Origin of the sequence: Glycomyces sp. NPDC021274 (assembly GCF_040641195.1) — a bacterium.
In the GTDB taxonomy this organism is placed as follows: domain Bacteria; phylum Actinomycetota; class Actinomycetes; order Mycobacteriales; family Micromonosporaceae; genus Glycomyces.
This window is the reverse complement of sequence record NZ_JBFADC010000004.1, coordinates 184961-203669: the sequence shown is the minus strand read 5'-3', so window position 1 is coordinate 203669 and position 18709 is coordinate 184961. Positions and strand designations below refer to the sequence as shown.

The following is an 18709-nucleotide window of genomic DNA, read 5'->3' as shown; positions in this document are numbered from 1 at the left end:
CGTCCTCTGCGGCGGGGCTTTTCGCCGCCCGGCCTCGGCAAACGCTCGCGGGGCTCGTGGGGGCGCGGTGACCTGCGCCGGTGCGCGTTCGAGGACGAGGTCCGGAGCCCGGGCCGCCGCTAGTATTGGTCGGGTGTCCACTCTCCGCGACGTCATCAGCGCGCACACCGACCTGACCTCGAACTCCGCGGCGCACCTGCAGCGGCTCGTGGCCGAATGGCAGCTCCTCGCCGACCTCTCCTTCGCCGACTTCCTGCTCTGGGGCGCGGTCAAGGACCACCCGGGCCGGTACGTCTGCCTCGCGCAGGTCCGGCCCACCACCGGCCCGACCGCCTACGAGGAGGACCAGGTCGGCCGCATCCTCGAAGGCGAGGACGCCCAGCACCTCAACGTCGCCTTCACCGAGGGCCGCATCTTCCGCGAGGGCGACCCGGTCTGGCGCGGCGACGTCGCCGCCCGCCACGAGGCCATCCCGGTGCGCCGCCGCGACCGCCGCGAGGTCATCGCCGTGGCCGCCCGCGACACCAACCTCTCGGACACCCGCAGCCCCTCCCACCTGGAGCTGAACTACCTCAAGACCGCCGACTACCTGGTGCAGATGCTCACCGACGGCGGCTTCCCGCCGCCGCTGCTGCCCGGCGAGCCGACCACCGCGCCGCGCATCGGCGACGGCCTGGTCCGCATCGGCTCGGACGGCCTCGTCCGCTACGCCTCCCCGAACGCGCTCTCCGCCTACCGCCGCATGGGCGTCACCGGGCACCTCCGCGACCGCGACCTCGCCGAGCTGACCCGCAGCCTGCCGTCGAACGCCGACATCGGCGCCGATGCGGCCCGCCGCATCGCCGACGCGCTCGCCGGAGGCACCCCGCGCCGCAAGGAGATCGAGTCCAAGGGCGCGACGGTGCTCATGCGCGCGCTGCCGCTGCGCCCGGGCGGCAAGGCCGCCGGCGCGCTCGTGCTCGTCCGCGACATCACCGAGGTCCGCCGCCTCGACCGCGAGCTGGTCACCAAGGACGCCACGATCCGCGAGATCCACCACCGCGTCAAGAACAACCTCCAGACCGTCGCCGCACTGCTGCGCCTCCAGGCCCGCCGCGTCGGCTCCCCGCAGGCCCGCCAGTCGCTCGAAGAGTCGGTGCGCCGCGTCTCGTCGATCGCGCTGGTCCACGAGACCCTGTCGCAGTCGGGCGACGAGTCGGTCGGCTTCGACCAGATCGTCGACCGCGTCGCCTCCATGGCCGTCGAGGTCTCGGTCGCCGAGTCGAAGGTGACGCTCCGCCGCGAGGGCACCTTCGGGGTGCTGCCGAGCGAGTACGCGACGCCGCTGGTGATGGTCGTCAACGAGCTGCTCCAGAACGCCGTCGAGCACGCCTACCCGCCCGGACAGGAAGGCGAGGTCGTCCTCTCCGTCGCCCGCGACCGCGACCACTTCCGCGTCACCGTCTCCGATCACGGCAAAGGCCTCCCCGAGGGGTTCCGCATCGCCGGCTCCACCCGCCTGGGGCTCCAGATCGTGCACACCCTCGTCACCGGCGAGCTCCGCGGCACGATCGACATGCGCCCGCGCGCCGAAGGCGGCACCGAGGCCGTTGTCGACTTCGCTCTGCAGTGACGAAGGAACGGAACGGGCGAAGCATGAAGCACAGCGCCCTGCAGTGACGAAGGAACGGAAGAGCGAAGCAAGAAGCACAGCGCCCTGCAGTGACGAAGGAACGGAACGGGCGAAGCAAGAAGCACAGCGCTCTGCAGTGACGAAGCCGAAGCGCTCCGCACTTCAGTAGGCGCCGGAAGTGAGCCGGGCCGGTCGGATGACCGGCCCGGCTCCCGCGTGTGACGGCCCGTCCAAGCAGCGGGACGACAGGTGCCGTCCGCTGAGATGTGTGGCATGCTTGCAGGCATGTCTCGCGCACATGGGCTCCGACTGGTGGCACGCCGCCACGTCGACTTCTGCCGTGTGTTCAGCGCCGCCTGTCTGATGCGCCGCTAAATCCTTCCGGCATTCTGCCGTTGAACCACGCCACACCTGTGTCCGCATGAGGAGAACTGTGCCAACGCCAACGCGCAAACCGTCCCGCCCGAAGGGCCAAGGCCAATGGGCCATGGGCCACCGGGAGCCGCTCAACAAGAACGAGCAGTCCAAGAAGGACGACAACCCGCTCAACGTGCGCCAGCGCATCGAGGGCGTCTACGCTCACCGCGGCTTCGACTCCATCGACCCCGCCGACCTGCGCGGACGGTTCCGCTGGTGGGGCCTGTACACCCAGCGCAAGCCCGGCATCGCCGGCGGCAAGACCGGCATCCTCGAAGAGGAGGAGCTGGACGACAAGTACTTCATGATGCGCGTGCGCATGGACGGCGGCCAACTCAACTTGGCGCAGCTGCGGACCATCGCGGGGATCTCCAAGGAGTTCGGGCGCGACACGGCCGACGTCACCGACCGCGAGAACGTCCAGTACCACTGGATCCGCGTCGAGGACGTCCCCGAGATCTGGCGCCGCCTCGAGGCCGTCGGCCTCGACACCCAGGAGGCCTGCGGCGACTGCCCGCGCGTCATCCTCGGCTCCCCGGTCGCCGGCGTCTCCACCGAAGAGGTCATCGACGCCACCCCGCAGATCCAGGAGATCTACGACCGCTTCATCGGCGACAAGAGCCTCTCGAACCTGCCGCGCAAGTTCAAGTCGACCATCGGCTGGCTGCCCGACAGCCCGTACGAGACCAACGACATCTCGCTCATCGGCGCCCACCACCCCGAGCTCGGCCCCGGCTTCGACCTCTACGTCGGCGGCGGCCTCTCCACCAACCCGATGTTCGCCCCGCGCCTGGGCGTCTGGGTCTCCCAGGACGACATCGTCGAGGTGTGGGTCAACGTGGTCCGCATCTTCCGCGACTGGGGCTACCGCCGCCTGCGCACCCGCGCGCGCTTGAAGTTCCTCGTCAAGGACTGGGGCGCCGAGAAGTTCCGCGAGGTCCTCGAGTCCGACGCGTACCTCGGCCGCAAGCTGCCCGATCTCGAGCAGCCGCCCGTGCCGGAGAAGCTCCTCGATCACATCGGCGTCCACAAGCAGAACGACGGCAAGTACTACATCGGCGTCGCGCCGGTCGTCGGCCGCGTCTCCGGCACCATCCTCGACCAGCTCGCGGACATCGCCGAGAAGTACGGCTCCGACCGCGTGCGCGCCACCCCGCTCCAGAAGCTCCTGCTCCTCGACATCCCCGAGGACAAGGTGCGCGACGCGGTCGTGGACCTGCGCGCCATCGGACTCGAGGCCGAGCCGTCCAACTGGCGCCGAGCCACCATGGCCTGCACCGGCATCCAGTTCTGCAAGCTCGCCATCGTCGACACCAAGGACCGCGCCCGCGACCTCGTCGAGGAGCTCGAGAAGCGCGTCCCCGAACTCGACGTGCCGATCTCCATCCACGTCAACGGCTGCCCCAACGCCTGCGCCCGCACCCAGACCGCGGACATCGGCCTCAAGGGACAGCTCGTCACCGACGAGGCCGGCGAGCAGGTCGAAGGCTTCCAGGTGCACCTGGGCGGCGGCCACGCCTCCGCGGCGAGCCTCGGACGCAAGTCCCGCGGCCTCAAGGTCGCCTCGGCAGACCTCGGCGACTATGTGGAACGCCTCACCCGGCGCTACCTCACCGCCAGGTCGGAAGGCGAGACGTTCGCCCAGTGGGTCCACCGCACCGAGGAATCGGAATTGCAGTGACCGCCCGAGTCGTTCCCTACTACTGCCCCTACTGCGGCGAAGAAGACCTCACGCCGTACGAACCGGAGCCCGACAGCGACGTCGAGATTCGGGGCGGCTGGCACTGCGCGGACTGCACGCGCGTGTTCGCCGTCAAATACCACGGGATGGAGTCCGCGACGAAATTCGCGGCCCCGCCCACGGGCGTCCAGCCCGAGTAAGACACCCCGATCGGAGTGAAGCATGAGCAGCACAGGGAAAGAGAGAGACCCCTTCGAACTCCGTGACCTCGCAACGGACGCGGGGAAGCGCCTCGAAGACGCCACGGCCCACCAGATCCTCGAGTGGGCGGTCGGCGAGTTCGGCGAGCGCTTCTGTGTGACCTCCTCGATGGCCGACGCCGCCGTGGTCCACCTCGCCAGCGAGGTCGCCCCCGGCATCGACGTCGTCTTCCTCGACACCGGCCTGCACTTCCCCGAGACCCTGGCCGTCCGCGACTTCGTGGCCTCCACGATGAACGTGAACGTCCGCTCGATCCAGCCCGAGCAGTCGGTGCTCGAGCAGGACGCCGAGTTCGGTCCCCGGCTCTTCGCCCGCTCTCCCGACGAATGCTGCTCGCTGCGCAAGGTGCTCCCGCTCAACCGGGCCCTCGCCGACTACGACGGCTGGGCCACCGGCCTGCGCCGGGACGAGGGCCCGACCCGCGCCAACACGCGCGTCGTCGACTTCGACCTCTCCCGCCGCAAGGTCAAGGTCTCCCCGATCGCGAAGTGGACCGAGGCCGACCAGGAGGCGTACATCGAGCGCTACAACATCCCGGTCAACCCGCTGCTCAAGGACGGCTTCCGCTCCATCGGCTGCTGGCCCTGCACCCGGCGCACCGCGCCGGGCGAGGACCCGCGCGCCGGCCGCTGGGCCGCGTTCGACAAGACCGAATGCGGACTGCATGTCTGAGAGTCCCGCTCTGGAACCCGACGCGCCCGCCGCGTCGGGTTCCGGCGTCTCACCCTCGGCACCGCCGGCCGACGCGCCCGAAGCCGCTTCCCAGGCACCGCATCGGCCGGTCGTCCTGGTCGCCCACGGCAGCCCGGACCCGCGGTCTCCGGAAGCGGTCCGCGCGATCGCGCTGGCGGCCGGGGCGCACGTCGGGTTCCTGGAGTTCAACGAACCGCGCCCGGTCGAAGTGCTCCACAGCCTGGCGGACAAGGGCTTCGCGGCGGCGGTGGCGCTGCCGCTGCTGCTGACCGACGCCTACCACTCGCGCACCGACCTTCCCGAGGTCGCGAAGCGCGCGCAGGAGGACCGGCCAGGGTTCACGGTGCACGTGGGCCGCCCGGTAGGGGACCCGTCCCTCGCGCACGCGCTGGTCCGCGGCCTGCCGGAGGACATCGACGGCCTGGTGGTGTGTGCGGCGGGGACCCGCGTCGACGAGGGCCGGGCGCATGTCGCGGCGGTCGCCGCCGAAGCCGGACGCCTGCTCGGCGTCCCGGCCGGACCGGGATTCGCCTCAGGTCCGGGACCGACGGCGGGCGCCACGGTCGCATCGCTGCAAGCCCAAGGGGCGCAACGCATCGCGGCGGTCTGCTACTTCATCGCGCCGGGGTTGCTGTGCGACAAGGCGATCGAGTCGGCCCGCGACGCCGGCGCCGTGCACGTCGGCGAACCGCTCGGCACCGCACCGGAACTGCTCGACCTCATCGCGAAGCACGCCGCCGCGGCCTGAAGCGCCTCAGCTGGTAGACCACCTGGTTGTGGTCCAGGAGATCTGGGTTTCAAGGCGGCTGCCAACGCCTCTTCGGCTCCGTACTGTGCTGTCCTACTCGGCTCCGCCGAGGGGCCGCTGCTCGCCGAATCCGACCGCGCGCCGGGTCGGCCCGCTGAGGACCAGTCCGACGATCGCCGCCGCCAGCCCCCAGGCCGCGATCCCGATGACCGGGTGGGCCCCTTCTCGGAGGTAGTACCCGACCGGGAGCCAAAGGAGCCCTTGGAAGACCGCCTGCGCGATGACGTCGTCCATCCGCAGCAGCCGGCGTCCGAGGAACCAGTAGTAGAGCGCTCCGAGGAACGCGATCAGCGCGACACCGACGGCGCCGCTGACCGTGTCCACCTGCCCCGTCACGATCTGTACCAGGCCCCACACTCCTGCGGCGGCGAGTCCCGTTGCGAGGAGCCAGAACAGGATCGCCGCAGCGGTCAAGGTCCAAGGACGGTCACCGGAGTCGGGGGTTTCGGTGACCGCGCCCATGTCGGCATCGGTTTCGTTCACACGCCAACCGTATCCCGGGCTACGCTGCGCCTATGCGCGACCTGAAAGCAGCGCCACAGCGTGGTCTGCTCATCGTGAACCCGAAGGCCTCCACCGGCTCGCGCCGACGCACGCGCTGGGTGCGGAAGAAGCTCGACGAAGTGCTCGATCTCGAGGTCGAGGTGACGCGCAGGCGCGACCACGCCGAGATCCTCGCGAAGCGGGGGGCGGACAAGGGTTACGACGTGGTCCTCAGTCTCGGCGGCGACGGCACGGTGAACGAGGTCGTCAACGGCCTGGTCTCCGGCGGCCGGCCGGCCGGGGAGGCCCCGATCTTCGCGCCGATCCCGGCCGGTTCCACGAACGTCTTCGCGCGGGCCCTCGGGCTGCCTTGGGACCGCCGCCGGGCTTCGCTGGCGATCGTGTCGGCGCTCGAGGAGCGGCGGGTGCGCACGGTGAGTCTGGGGCGGGCGACCGGCGACGACGTCGACCGGCTCTTCACGTTCTGCGCGGGGCTCGGCTGGGACGCGTCGATCATCAAGAAGGTGGAGTCGTACCGCAAGAAGCGCAACCTCGGCGCGCACTACGCGCGCGCGGTGATGGCCGAGCTGAACGAGCACGGGGTGGAAGGGGATACCATTGAGGTGGAGCTCTCCTCGGGTGAGCAGGACCTCTCGGAAGGGATGGTCGTGGTGCAGAACTGCGCACCGTGGACCTATCTCGGTACCCTTCCGGTGAATCTCAACGCGCGGGCATCCTTTAATGCTGGACTTGATGTCCTGGTTCTGCGTAAACTTGGCCTGTCGGACGCCGCGATGACCGCCGCTTCACTGCTGGTCGGTCGGGACGGGCCCGACGGCAAACACGCGGTGACGCACCACGATCTCTCCAGGATCCGACTGCGCGCTGCGCTGCCGCAGGCCTTCCAGCTCGACGGGGACTATCTCGGAGAGCGAACCGAAGTGGAACTCAGCTCGGTTCCGGAGGCGCTGCGGGTGGCCTGCTAACAACTTGGGAAAACCTCAAGGTGGGTGTTGACAAGTCACCCGTGAGCAGGCAAGGTTGATTTCGCCATCCCTACCGGGACGGCACGAGACTTACAACCGAATATCGTATTTTCGGTGCGTATAGACCGGGCATTCGGTGGGTACTCACGCTTTGGCGAAGCTTGCAAGTCACACTTTGTCAGACCCTGGCGAACTTCCGAGCGTGGTAAGCAAGCCAACGTTGAGTACCAGTGTGTCAAACCGGTTCGACTCGCTGTCACCGACCCCGACAGTTTTGGCGAAGCTCGCGAGCCATAAGTGAGCTAAGTCTGTTCGGGAGAGTGTGGCGGAGGCCGCCATGAGGATCCGCGGTAGGGATTCCGGCGGTAAGGTGGAACGTGTTCCGCGAGTCTTCTTCGAGGTACAGCGCGGTGAGTTCACTCACTTCAGGCTGATTTCCCGAGTCGAACCCTTGACAAATCCCGAGCTTGTGAAAGTATTCACAAGGTAGGTCGGGTCAGAGAGATGCGGACTCATCAGTCGCCACTTGGGCGACCGACGCCGTAGGCGGGTGTGCTCCCCGATGCCCTGGCGTTCAGCAATGACGCTGATGCGAGAGTGCTCCGAACTCGCGGTGACAACGATTCCCTTTGCCGGGAAACGAGTTCCGTGCCGAGTGCTCACTGTGTCGCCCGCGAAGGTGCGACCGTCACACCAGTTTCCGTGACGGACGCGGCGCGGCACGCATGCGAAGCGCGTCTTGAACGCCACCGCGGCCGCAACGGCCCGCGGAACGCCCGAACCGCAAGAGCTGTTCATAACACCGTGAAAGCGAAACGCTTGATGCTTAGCAAGGAGATGTTTTGATGGATTGGCGCCACGAGGCCATCTGCCGTGACGAGGACCCCGAGCTGTTCTTCCCGATCGGGGACACCGGACCGGCACTGACGCAGATCGAGCAGGCGAAGAACGTCTGCCGGCGCTGCCCGGTGACCGAGGAGTGCCTGCGGTGGGCGCTCGAGTCCGGTCAGGACGCGGGCGTCTGGGGTGGCATGAGCGAGATCGAGCGCCGCGAGCTGAAGCGTCGCTCGGGTGCGCTGCGCACGCTGGCGACCCAGGTCGTCGGCTAGCACCGCCGCGCAATCCCTTGATTTAGTCCATCCCTCGAATTTGTGACAACAGAAGCTTGGAAGGCCCGGCGGGTTCCGTCGGGCCTTCAAGCTTGCACGGACGTGAGGATCCCTCGATCCGAAGGGCCCCCTGTCAAACCAACGTATCCGAGGGGTACGACACTTTCGGGTGCCGGATGCCGGGCCCGATCGAGTGAACCGCGTTCGCTAGTAGATCTGGTGGCGCTGGGTGTCGGCGTCGGCCTCGGTGGCCGGGCGGCGCTGGGAGATCGTGATGGTGGTGGTCGCGCCCTCCACGTGGGCGTCGACCTCGTCAGTGAGGGCTCTGAGGACCTGCCACTGGTATGAGCCCGCATCAGGTAGGGGCTCGCCCTTCGGGCGGCTCAGGGCGATCTGGAGGGTCTCCTCGCCCACTGCGAGGCGGCAGTGGAGGGGCTGGTCGTTCGTCTTCCGCCGGAACGGGCGCGGACGCCCGGGCTCGGCGGGGATCAGGAGCGCCACCGCGGCGTTGACCGCCGCCCGGAGGTCCTCGATCTCGTCGAGCGAGAACCCGAGCCTGGTCGCCACCGCCGCGGTCGCGGTCGGCAGGACCGACAGGTAGTCGCCCGTCGAGGGCACGTCGAGCAGCAGCACGTCCTCGCGCTCATCGCTCACCGGCATCGCCGCTTCCTGTGACTGAGGGGACGAAGGACTTCCGCCCTCACGCTGCAAAGGATAATCGGGTCGGCTCCGCAACGCGGAACACCCCGGCTGAAAACCCACTTCCGTGAGCCGGCCGCCGCACCGCGGCGACGCATCCGTCCCGCCCGCCGCCGTTCGCGGGCCCGTCCGCCGTACCGCGAAGCGCCGACCGCTCCGTGAGCCCGCCGTCCTACGGCGAAGCGCCCGCACCGCTGGCCGCGGTGGCGGGCGCTCCTCACGGATGCAGCGGGCGCTAAGCCTGCTTGGTCTCCCAGAAGATCTTGGCGATCTCGTCGATCTTCGCGAGCAGCTCCTCGGCGACCTTCGGGTCGGCGGAGCCCTTGGCGCCCGAAGCGCCGGCGAGCTTCGTCGCCTCGTTCACGAGCGTGTGCAGCTGCGGGTACTTCTCGAAGTGCGGCGGCTTGAAGTAGTCCGTCCACAGCACCCACAGGTGCTCCTTGACCAGGTTCGAACGCTGTTCCTTGATGATCAGGGCGCGCGTGCGGAACTCAGGGTCCTCGTTGGCCTGGTACTTCTCGCAGATGGCCTTGACCGACTCCGCTTCAATGCGGGCCTGCGCCGGGTCGTAGACCCCGCACGGCAGATCGCAGTGAGCCGAAGCCGAGATCTGCGGCATGAGCCGCTTGAACAGAGGCTTGAACATTGCCCCTCCGCTTCTTTTCAGTGGGCGTGATTCCACCGCCGACCCTACCTCTCCGGAGGGCGATTTCGGCCCGGCCCCTACAGTTAGAGACCCAGCGCGGTCCCGCACGGAACACCATGCTGGACAGTGCAAACGCCGTTGTCATGAACGCCGGCACCGCAAGCGCCGCAAAGATGGAGGTCAATCCAGATGCTCGCCGCCTACGCCAGTGCAGTGAACCCCGACGACCCCTTCGCCGCCCTCTCGGTGGGTGAGATCGAGCCGCCGGACGTTCCCGAGGACTGGACGCGCATCCCCCTCGCCGCGGCCTCGCTCAACCACCACGACCTCTGGTCGCTCGCCGGCGTCGGCCTCCGCGCCGAACAGTGCCCGATGATCCTCGGCACAGACGCGGTGGGACGCAACGACAACGGGCACCTCACCGTGGTCTACCCGGTCATCGGCGACGCCTCGCTCGCCGACGAGACCCTGGACCCCAAGCGAACCCTGCTCTCCGAACTGCACCCCGGCACCCTCGCCGAGCACGTGGCCGCGCCGGAACGCAACCTCGTGCCCGCACCGCCCGGATGGACCGCCGCCGAGGCCGCGTGCCTCCCGACCACCTTCCTCACCGCCTGGCGGATGCTCACCACCCGCGGGCGCCTCCCCGCCGACGGCGCGGTCCTCGTGCAGGGCACCGGCGGCGGCGTCGCCACGGCCGCGATCGTGCTCGCCAAGGCCCTCGGCGCCCGCGTCTACGCCACCGGCCGCGACCCCGGGCGCCGCGAGCAGGCCGCCGCGATCGGCGCGATCCCGGTCGAGGCCGGAGACCGCCTGCCCGAGCGCATGGACCTCGTCATCGACTCCGTGGGCGCCCCGGTCATGTCCCATTCGATCAAGTCCCTCAAGCCCGGCGGGCGCCTCGTCAACTGCGGCGCGACCGGCGGGCCGGTCGCCGAGGTCGACTTGCGGCACGTCTTCTTCAAGCAGCTCGAGATCCTCGGCTCGACCATGGGCACCCGGGACGAACTGGTCGAGGTCATCCGCTTCTGCGCCGAACGGGACGTCAAGCCCGTCATCGACTCCACCTTCCCGCTCGCCGACGCCGAGCAGGCGCTGCGCCGCCTCGCCTCAGGCGAGGCCTTCGGCAAGGTCGTGCTCGTCAACGAGTGAAACCCAGCGTCGTAAGTACGACACTGGAGCCGCTTTCTGACGCGTTCGCACCACGGCCGGCCCCGCCTGCGTTCACCCTGTAATGGATGTCACCGCCGACAGAGGTCCGCGGTTGCACAAGGGGGAGAGCGGCCATGTCAGTAATGGGTCGGGTCAAGGGCGGGGTCAAGTCCGCCGCCGGGAGCACGTGGACCGTCACGAAGAAGCTCCTGATCAGAGTGGCGATCGCGACCGCCATCATGGTCGTCGCCATCGCGCTGGCCAGGCACGGGGAGAGCGCCGCGGCCGAGACCGGGGGCGTGGAGGTCTCGGGGACCGAGGCGCATCCGATCAGCGCGCAGCGGGCGATCCTCTCGGCGGGCTGGGCCGACGAGCAGCTCTTCCTCTGCACGTACCGCGTGGACGCCACGTTCGGGGTCTCGATCTTCACCGAGACCAGCTGGAGCTCGCGCCGCCTGGCGCGCCTGTACAACGACACCGAGGTCGAAGGGGCCTGCGCATCCACCGAGGGCGAGAAGTCCTTGGGCTGCAACGGCCTCCAGTTCGAGACGGCCTGGATCCACGTGCGCCACGGCGACACGGTCGGCTACACGCCGGCCTCCTGCCTCATCAGCGACGGCATCTTCTAAGGGCAGGGCCTCGCAGGGGCAGGGCGAGGAGGCAGCGCTCCGAGGAGGCGCTTTCAGGAGGCAGCGCCGAGGCGCAGAGCAGGAGGCGGATGGACGGCACTGGGGGAGCGCGAAGCGGGGTCCGGCGAAAGCCGGACCCCGCTCGCTGCGTGCTGGGCGCCTACTTCAGGCCGACGCCCGCGACGCCTTCGACGATCCGCTTCTGGAAGATCAGGAAGACGATGAGCAGCGGCGCGGCGCCGAGGACCGCGGCGGCCATGTTCTGGGCGTAGAACAGGCCGTAACCGCCCGCGACGACCTGCAGGCCCACCGGCAGGGTCATCATCGACGGGTCGCTGGCCACCAGCAGGGGCCACAGGTAGTTGTTCCAGGAGCCGATGAAGGTGAAGATCGCGACGGCCGCGATGATCGGGCCCGACATCGGGAGGATGACGTTCCACAGCACCCGGAAGTGCCCGGCGCCGTCGAGCTTCGCGGCCTCCTCGTAGTCCTTCGGGATGGCGTCGAAGAACCGCTTGAGGATGAACACCATGACCGGGGCGACGACCTGCGGGAGCGCCAGACCCCAGTAGGTGCCGCCCATGTGCAGGGCGTTGACCAGGTCGAACAGCGGGATGATGAGCGCCTGGCCGGGCACCATGAGGCCGGCGATGATCGCGCCGAACAGGAAGTTCTTGCCGGGGAACTCGAACCGCGAGAACCCGTAGGCGGCCGTGACGCACAGGACCAGCGTCAGCACGGTGACGATCACCGAGACGATCGTGGAGTTGATCATCCAGGTGAAGTGGTCGCCGCGCTCGAACAGGACCCTGTAGCCCTCGATGGACCAGGTCTCGGGCCACCAGTGGATGTCCTGGCCGAGGCTCGCCTCGGTCTCGGTCTTGAACGAGGTCGAGAGCGCCCACAGGAGCGGGAGCAGCCAGAAGATCGCCAGCAGCGTCGCCGCGACGTACACGATGACGGCGCCGACGGAGGGGCGCCTGAACCGGCGCCGCACGGTGCGGGGCTCGGTGGGGGTGGCCGCGACGGAAGTCGCCTGCGCTGCGGTCATGTCAGGACTCCTTCCGGGAGAACAGCCGGAACTGGAAGATGGAGATGATCAGGATGAGGATGAAGAGCACATAGGACAGTGCGGAGGCGTAGCCGATGCGGTAGCCCTCGAAGCCGGCGATGTAGATGTAGTGGATCGCGACCTCGGACTCGCGGTTGGGGCCGCCGCCGGTCATGATGTACATCTGGTCGAAGATGCGCAGGGAGGCGATGAGCTGCAGCACGATCACCATCGCCGTGGTGCGGTTGAGCAGCGGCAGGGTGATGTGCCACAGCTGGCGCCACCAGCTCGCGCCGTCGATGCTCGAGGCCTCGTAGACGCTCGGGTCGATCGTCTGGAGCGCGGCCAGGTACAGCAGGAAGTTGAAGCCGACGGTCCACCACACGGTGGTGATGACGACCGACCACATGGCCATGCCGTTCTCGCCCTGGTACCAGACCTGCGGCGCCGAGGCGTCCTGGAGGCCCAGCATCTGCAGGTAGTGGTTGAGCAGGCCGCCTTCGGGCTGGTAGATCCACATCCAGATCATGGTGACCACGGAGACGGGGACCACGAACGGCGCGAAGAAGGCCATGCGCAGGAACCAGCCGAGCTTGCGCGCCCGGTTGACCAGCAGCGCGAAGACGATCGCGAGGACGACCAGCGGCGGCGTCGAGTACAGGGTGAACTCGGCGGTGTTGACCAGGGCGTTCCAGGCGCGCTCGTCGCCGAAGGCCTCGGCCCAGTTGTCGAAGCCGACCCACGAGGCGGGGCGGCCGGTGAGGCTCTTGTCGGTGAAGGAGTAGTAGAGGCCGAGGAAGGTCGGCCAGATCAGGAACAGGGCGTAGAAGGCGATGAAGGGCAGCACGAACCAGAGTCCGGTCCATGACTTCTTCTTGCGCGCGGTGGCGCTCGGGGGCCGCGTCATCGCGGCCGACGCCTCTGCGGGCGTCGCGGTTTTCACAGTCATCGGGAGTCCTAATAGAACGATTCAGTCGACCGGATTGGGAAGGGCGAGGAGGGTGTGGATCCGGTCTTTGACGACGTCGAGCGCCTCTTCGGGCTTCATCGCCAGCGCGTAGACCTGGTTGAACACGGAGCCGGTCTCGTCGAACAGGCGGGCGGCGGAGCCGGAGAACCACACGTCCGGGTCGAACTGGACGTTCTGGACGACGCCGGAGTACTCCGCGTTCGGCTGCAGCGCCTGGTATTCGGCGCTCTCGGTGACGGGCAGGTAGGACGGGGTGTGCCCGCCGCCCTCGCCCCAGCGGAAGCTGTTCTTGAGCATGTAGGCGGCGTATTCGATGGTCGCCTGGCGGACCGCGGGGTCCCATTCGTTGTGGTGGGGCAGTACGAACGAGTGGCAGTCGCCCTGGGTGCGGCGGTTGCCGAAGAAGTCCGGCATCTCGGTCATGGAGAACCAGTCGGGGTTGTCGCCGCCGAAGAGCTTGAAGCGGTTGATCTCCCAGTTGCCGACCTGGACGAAGGCGGCGGCGCCGTTCTCGAAGTTGGCGGCGCACTGGGCGCCGTCGGAGAAGGTCGGGCAGAGGCCTTCCTCGGCCATGAGGTACATGGTCTCGATGGCCTGGAGCGCCTTGTCGTCGTCCATCTCGAAGTCGTCGTCGCCGAAGGTCATCTCGCCGTCGGCCTGGCGGTACCAGGCCCAGAACTGGCGCCAGCCGCCGAACGTGTCGAGCGAGGTGCCGAACTGGCCGGTGACCGCCTTCGCCTCGCGGAGCACGTCGAAGTAGGCCTCGCGGCCAGTGGTGTCGACGAGGGTGCCGTCGGGGTTCAGGGCGCCGATCTGCCGGCACATCTCAACGTTGTAATAGTTGACGAGGGCGTGCGTGTCGAGCGGCAGCGCGTAGAGCCTGTCCTCGTAGAAGCACTTCTCCCAGATCGTCTCGGGGAAGTCCGCCGCGTCGATGCCGACCGCGGTGAGCTCGTCGATCGTGATGGCGTCGAGGAGCGTGGCGGGCGAGACGCTCTTGAGCCGGGAGAGGTGGATGGTGGCGATGTCGGCGGCGTTGCCGCTGGAGGCGCCCATGACGAGGCGGGTGTAGAACGGGGTGCCCCAGCCGAAGGTGGTGGCCTCCAGTTCGATGTCCGGGTGCTCGTCCGAGAAGTTGCCGTGCATCTCGGTCATGATGGCGCCGTCGGCGCCGGCGAGCAGGTTCCACTGCTTGACGCGGGTCCGGTCGCTCAGGCCTCCGGTGACCGAGCCGCAGCCGGCCAGGCCGAGCCCGGCGGCCGCCGCCGTGCCGGTGAGGAGTGCCCGTCTGGAAAGCGCTGGGCGGAAGCCGGCGCCAGGGGGCGAGGGATGATTCGGCATCAATGCATCACTCCAATGTGATTCTTTGTCGGGGAGGCCGGTCGAGGGGTGGGCCGTGGAGCCATTGTTATCGTTCTCATGTGCCTGGTCAAGGGCGGACATCGGAAGAAAACGAAATCGCAACCTGCGTAAAGTACCTTGCGGCCGAAACGTTACCGGTAAAGTTACGGGTGGTACGACAAAGGGGAGGCCTTTCGGCCTCCCCTGCATCGTCTGACGCTTTGCGGTGCTATTGCGGCTGCGGGACCGCCACGTCGACCAGCGCCTGCTGCTCGACCTCGTGGACCTTCGGCGAGCCGGTGGACGGCGCGGCGGCGGCCGGGCGCGAGATGCGGCGCAGGTGGACCCCGCCGAGCTGCTCGAGCAGGTTGAGCGCGATGTGCGACCAGGCGCCCTGGTTCGCCGGCTCCTCCTGGACCCACGCGGTGTCGGTCGCGTTCGGGAACGCCTCGAGGGCGCTCTTCAGCTCCTCGGCCGGCAGCGGGTAGAGCTGCTCGACGCGCAGGATCGCGGTGTCGGTGACGCCGCGGTTCTCGCGGGCGGCGGCCAGGTCGTAGTAGACCTTGCCGGAGCACAGGAGGACCCGCTTGACGTCCTCGGCGCGGATCTGGCCGCTCGCCACGGCGGTGTCGTGTAGGACCGGCTGGAAGCGGCCGGTGGTGAACTCCTCGAGCTGGCTGACCGCGGCCTTGTGGCGCAGCAGCGACTTGGGCGTGAAGACGATGAGCGGCTTCTTGACCGGGTCGAGGGCCTGGCGGCGCAGCAGGTGGAAGTAGTTCGCCGGGCTCGTGGAGTTGACCACGCGCATGTTCTCGTCCGCGCACAGCTGCAGGAACCGCTCGATGCGGCCCGAGGTGTGGTCGGGGCCGGCGCCCTCGTGGCCGTGGGGGAGGAGCAGGGTGAGGCCGGTGTGCTGGCCCCACTTGGCCTCGCCGGAGGAGATGAACTCGTCCGTGATGGTCTGGGCGCCGTCGACGAAGTCGCCGAACTGGGCCTCCCACAGGACCAGCATCTCGGGGTTCTCGACCGAGTAGCCGTACTCGAAGCCGACCGCGGCGAACTCGGAGAGCAGGGAGTCGTAGACGAAGAACTTCGCGGCCTGCTCGCCCAGGTGCGCCAGCGGCGTGTACTCGGCGCCGGTGGCCTGGTCGACGACGACGGCGTGGCGCTGCACGAACGTGCCGCGGCGCGAGTCCTGGCCGGCGAGGCGGATCGGCTTGCCCTGCATGAGGAGCGAGCCGAACGCGAGGGTCTCGGCGTACGCCCAGTCGACGGTGCCCGAAGTGGACATCTCGCTGCGCTTCTCGAGGACCTTGCGGACGGCCTTGTGCGGGCCGAAGCCCTCGGGGAGGGTGGTGTGGGCCTTGCCGATCATGGCGATGGTCTCGGCGTCGACGGACGTGTCGATGTCCGCGACCGGCTCGGGCTGGTGGCGCCAGGGCAGCGGGCCGGTCTGCCCGGCCAGGGCCTCCTTGGTCTCGCGGAAGACCCGTTCGAGCTGGGCCTGGTAGTCCGCGAGGGCCTCCTCGGCGTCCTCCATGGTGATGTCGCCGCGGCCGATGAGCGCGCGGGTGTAGAGCTTGCGCACGGACTGCTTGCCGTCGATGACCTGGTACATCTGCGGGTTGGTCATCTTCGGGTCGTCGCCCTCGTTGTGGCCGCGGCGGCGGTAGCAGACCATGTCGATGACGACGTCCTTGTTGAACTGCTGCCGGTACGCGAAGGCGAGCTTCGCGACCTCGCACACGGCCTCGGGGTCGTCCCCGTTGACGTGGAAGATCGGCGCCTGGATCATGCGGGCGACGTCGGTGCAGTACAGGCTGGAGCGCGAGTGGGCCGGAGCGGTGGTGAAGCCGACCTGGTTGTTGACGACCACGTGCACGGTGCCGCCGGTGCGGTAGCCGCGCAGCTGCGAGAGGTTCAGGGTCTCGGCCACGACGCCCTGGCCGGCGAAGGCCGCGTCGCCGTGGATCGCCACGGGCATGACGGTGAAGCCGTCCTCGCCCAGGTTGAGGCGGTCCTGCTTGGCGCGGACGATGCCCTCCAGCACCGGGTTCACGGCCTCCAGGTGCGACGGGTTGGCCGCGACGGAAACGACCGTCGTGTTGCGCCCGTCCGGGGACGTGAACTTGCCGGTGAGGCCGAGGTGGTACTTGACGTCGCCGGAGCCGCCGATGCTCTTGGGGTCGATGTGCCCCTCGAACTCGGTGAAGATCTTGGAGAGCTTCTTGCCGACGATGTTGGCGAGCACGTTCAGGCGGCCGCGGTGCGGCATGCCGATGACGACCTCGTCGATGTCGGCCGTGGCGGCCTCGTTGAGGACCCGGTCGAGCAGCGGGATGAGCGACTCGCCGCCTTCGAGGCTGAAGCGCTTCTGGCCCACGAACTTCGTCTGCAGGAACGTCTCGAACGCCTCGGCGGCGTTGAGGCGCCCGAGGATGTGCTTCTGCTCCTCGACCTTCGGCTTCTCGAACGGGACCTCGATGCGCCGCTGGATCCACGACCGCTCCTCGGGGTCCTGGATGTGCATGTACTCCACGCCGACGCGGCGGCAGTAGGAGTCGCGGAGCACGCCGAGGATGTCGCGCAGCTTCATGCGCTGCTGGCCCGCGAACCCGCCGACGGGGAAGGTCCGGTCGAGGTCCCACAGGGTGAGGCCGTGCGACAGGATGTCCAGGTCGGGGTGGCGGCGGATCTCGTAGTGCAGCGGGTTCGTGTCGGCCATGAGGTGGCCGCGCACCCGGTAGGCGTGGATGAGCTCGATGACCCGGGCGTTCTTGTCGATCTGGCCCTCGTGGGTCTTCGACACGTCGCGGACCCAGCGCACCGGCTCGTAGGGGATGAGCAGCGAGCGGAAGACCTCGTCGAAGAAGCCGTCGCCGAGCAGCAGCTTGTGCAGCGTGGCCAGGAACTGGCCCGACTCGGCGCCCTGGATGATCCGGTGGTCGTACGTCGACGTCACCGTCATGATGCGGGAGACGCCCAGGTCGGAGAGGGTCTCGTCGGAGGCCCCGGCGAACTCGGCGGGCACCTCCATGGCGCCGACGCCGACGATGAGGCCCTGGCCCTTCATCAGGCGCGGCACGGAGTGGACGGTGCCGATCCCGCCGGGGTTGGTGAGCGTGAGCGTCGCCCCGGCGTGGTCCTCCATCGTGAGCTTGCCGTTGCGGGCCTTGCGGACCAGGTCCTCGTAGGCCTGCCAGAACTCGCGGAAGTCCATCGACTCGGTGTGCTTGATCGACGGCACGACGAGGGTGCGGGTGCCGTCGGGCCGGGCCAGGTCGATGGCGAGGCCGAGGTTGATGGATGAGGGCGTGACCAGCTGCGGCTTGCCGTCCACGACCTTGTACGAGGCGTTCATGCCCGGGTGGGCCTTCACGGCCTGCACCAGCGCGTAGCCGATCAGGTGGGTGAAGGAGACCTTCCCGCCCTGGCCGCGCTTGAGGTGGTTGTTGATGACGATCCGGTTGTCGAACAGGAGCTTCGCGGGGACCGCGCGCACCGAGGTGGCGGTGGGGATCTCCAGGGACGCGTCCATGTTCTGGGCGACCTTGGCCGCGACGCCTTTGAGCGGCTTGGTGCCGGCGGAGCTCGCGGAGCCGGAGACGGAGTCGTTCACAGTCGGGGTCGCCTTCTTCACGGGTTCGGCCTGGTCGGCCTGCGGCTCGGGGACCGCAGCGGGAGGTTCGCTCGCGGGCGTGTCGGTGACGGTCTCGACCGGCGCCGCCTTCGACTCAGGCTTCGGCTCGGGCTGCACCGCTGCGACCGGGGCCGGAGCGGGCTTCGCCGGAGCGGCGGCCGGCGGCGCTGCGGCCTCGGCCCTGCCCGCGCCTGCATCGTTGGACGACGCGTCCGACGGATCGCCGCCGAAGAACTCGCGCCAGCCGGCGCTGACACTTTCGGGGTTTTCGCGGTAACGCTCGTACATCTCGTTGACCAGCCATTCATTGGCACCGAAATCGGTCAACGGATTACCCGGAGTCGCACTCGACACGACTGAATCGCCTCTTCTTTGACGCTGCGTGGACGGGGACGGCAGTCCCCGGACTCAAGGGTAACCGGGGGGAGGAAAAAGTGTAGTACCGGTAACGCCGTTGCGGGGCCGGTCACTCGGGCCGCAGTGAATGTGCTGCGCAGCAGGGGGAAACGCGTGCAAGTCTCGTTCGCCACA

16 protein-coding genes are annotated in these 18709 nt (G+C 68.6%); 9 read left to right on the top strand and 7 right to left on the bottom strand.

Going from position 1 to position 18709, the window contains the following annotated elements; genetic code table 11:
* Positions 1 to 133: 133 nt before the first annotated feature.
* The 5 genes from AB0I03_RS11830 (at position 134) to AB0I03_RS11810 (ending at position 5412) form a co-directional block, all read left to right on the top strand.
* Positions 134 to 1612 carry a histidine kinase N-terminal domain-containing protein gene (locus AB0I03_RS11830; protein ID WP_360410499.1) on the top strand — a complete coding sequence of 493 codons (1479 nt, stop codon included), beginning with the start codon at positions 134 to 136 and terminating at the stop codon, positions 1610 to 1612.
* A gap of 421 nt (positions 1613 to 2033) precedes the next feature.
* Complete coding sequence (locus AB0I03_RS11825) at positions 2034 to 3710, top strand: nitrite/sulfite reductase (RefSeq protein ID WP_360410496.1); 1677 nt, start codon at positions 2034 to 2036, stop codon at positions 3708 to 3710.
* On the top strand, positions 3707 to 3910 hold the full coding sequence (locus AB0I03_RS11820) for a hypothetical protein (protein ID WP_360410493.1): 204 nt from the start codon (positions 3707 to 3709) through the stop codon (positions 3908 to 3910). The genes AB0I03_RS11825 and AB0I03_RS11820 overlap by 4 nt, the downstream gene beginning before the upstream one ends.
* Before the next feature lie 22 nt (positions 3911 to 3932).
* On the top strand, positions 3933 to 4643 hold the full coding sequence (locus AB0I03_RS11815; RefSeq protein WP_360410490.1) for a phosphoadenylyl-sulfate reductase: 711 nt from the start codon (positions 3933 to 3935) through the stop codon (positions 4641 to 4643).
* Positions 4636 to 5412 carry a CbiX/SirB N-terminal domain-containing protein gene (locus tag AB0I03_RS11810; RefSeq protein ID WP_360410487.1) on the top strand — a complete coding sequence of 259 codons (777 nt, stop codon included), beginning with the start codon at positions 4636 to 4638 and terminating at the stop codon, positions 5410 to 5412. The genes AB0I03_RS11815 and AB0I03_RS11810 overlap by 8 nt, the downstream gene beginning before the upstream one ends.
* A gap of 93 nt (positions 5413 to 5505) precedes the next feature.
* Here AB0I03_RS11810 and AB0I03_RS11805 read toward each other — a convergent pair whose 3' ends face one another.
* On the bottom strand, positions 5506 to 5955 hold the full coding sequence (locus AB0I03_RS11805) for a hypothetical protein (RefSeq protein ID WP_360410485.1): 450 nt from the start codon (positions 5953 to 5955) through the stop codon (positions 5506 to 5508).
* A 32-nt stretch (positions 5956 to 5987) separates the two neighbouring features.
* Here AB0I03_RS11805 and AB0I03_RS11800 point away from each other — a divergent pair, with 32 nt between their 5' ends.
* Both AB0I03_RS11800 and AB0I03_RS11795 read left to right on the top strand, forming a co-directional pair.
* Positions 5988 to 6941, top strand: coding sequence for a diacylglycerol kinase family protein (locus AB0I03_RS11800; RefSeq protein ID WP_360410482.1), 954 nt, complete (start codon positions 5988 to 5990; stop codon positions 6939 to 6941).
* Positions 6942 to 7786: 845 nt separating this feature from the next.
* On the top strand, positions 7787 to 8050 hold the full coding sequence (locus AB0I03_RS11795; RefSeq protein WP_205326283.1) for a WhiB family transcriptional regulator: 264 nt from the start codon (positions 7787 to 7789) through the stop codon (positions 8048 to 8050).
* A 207-nt stretch (positions 8051 to 8257) separates the two neighbouring features.
* Here AB0I03_RS11795 and AB0I03_RS11790 read toward each other — a convergent pair whose 3' ends face one another.
* Both AB0I03_RS11790 and sodN read right to left on the bottom strand, forming a co-directional pair.
* Positions 8258 to 8704 (bottom strand): anti-sigma regulatory factor, encoded by a 447-nt coding sequence (locus tag AB0I03_RS11790; protein WP_360410477.1) that lies wholly within the window; start codon positions 8702 to 8704, stop codon positions 8258 to 8260.
* Between the two features lie 280 nt (positions 8705 to 8984).
* A complete protein-coding gene (gene sodN / locus AB0I03_RS11785; RefSeq protein ID WP_243901056.1) occupies positions 8985 to 9395 on the bottom strand; it encodes a superoxide dismutase, Ni in 411 nt (136 codons plus the stop codon).
* Positions 9396 to 9584: 189 nt separating this feature from the next.
* Between sodN and AB0I03_RS11780 the strand changes: the two genes are divergently transcribed.
* The gene (locus AB0I03_RS11780) at positions 9585 to 10547 is read left to right on the top strand and encodes a zinc-binding dehydrogenase (protein ID WP_360410473.1); all 963 of its coding nucleotides are present in this window, start codon (positions 9585 to 9587) and stop codon (positions 10545 to 10547) included.
* Between the two features lie 134 nt (positions 10548 to 10681).
* Entirely contained in the window at positions 10682 to 11176 is a 495-nt protein-coding gene (locus AB0I03_RS11775; protein WP_360410470.1) for a hypothetical protein, read from the top strand.
* A gap of 160 nt (positions 11177 to 11336) precedes the next feature.
* Here the strand turns inward: AB0I03_RS11775 and AB0I03_RS11770 are convergent, their stop codons facing one another.
* The 4 genes from AB0I03_RS11770 to AB0I03_RS11755 all read right to left on the bottom strand — a co-directional run bounded on the left by AB0I03_RS11770 (position 11337) and on the right by AB0I03_RS11755 (position 18532).
* Positions 11337 to 12227: a carbohydrate ABC transporter permease gene (locus AB0I03_RS11770; RefSeq protein ID WP_360410467.1), complete on the bottom strand. Its 891-nt coding sequence runs from the start codon at positions 12225 to 12227 to the stop codon at positions 11337 to 11339.
* Between the two features lies 1 nt (position 12228).
* On the bottom strand, positions 12229 to 13176 hold the full coding sequence (locus AB0I03_RS11765; protein WP_360410464.1) for a sugar ABC transporter permease: 948 nt from the start codon (positions 13174 to 13176) through the stop codon (positions 12229 to 12231).
* 21 nt (positions 13177 to 13197) lie between these two features.
* Complete coding sequence (locus AB0I03_RS11760; protein ID WP_360410461.1) at positions 13198 to 14538, bottom strand: extracellular solute-binding protein; 1341 nt, start codon at positions 14536 to 14538, stop codon at positions 13198 to 13200.
* A 229-nt stretch (positions 14539 to 14767) separates the two neighbouring features.
* Complete coding sequence (locus tag AB0I03_RS11755; protein WP_360410458.1) at positions 14768 to 18532, bottom strand: multifunctional oxoglutarate decarboxylase/oxoglutarate dehydrogenase thiamine pyrophosphate-binding subunit/dihydrolipoyllysine-residue succinyltransferase subunit; 3765 nt, start codon at positions 18530 to 18532, stop codon at positions 14768 to 14770.
* Positions 18533 to 18709: the final 177 nt, after the last annotated feature.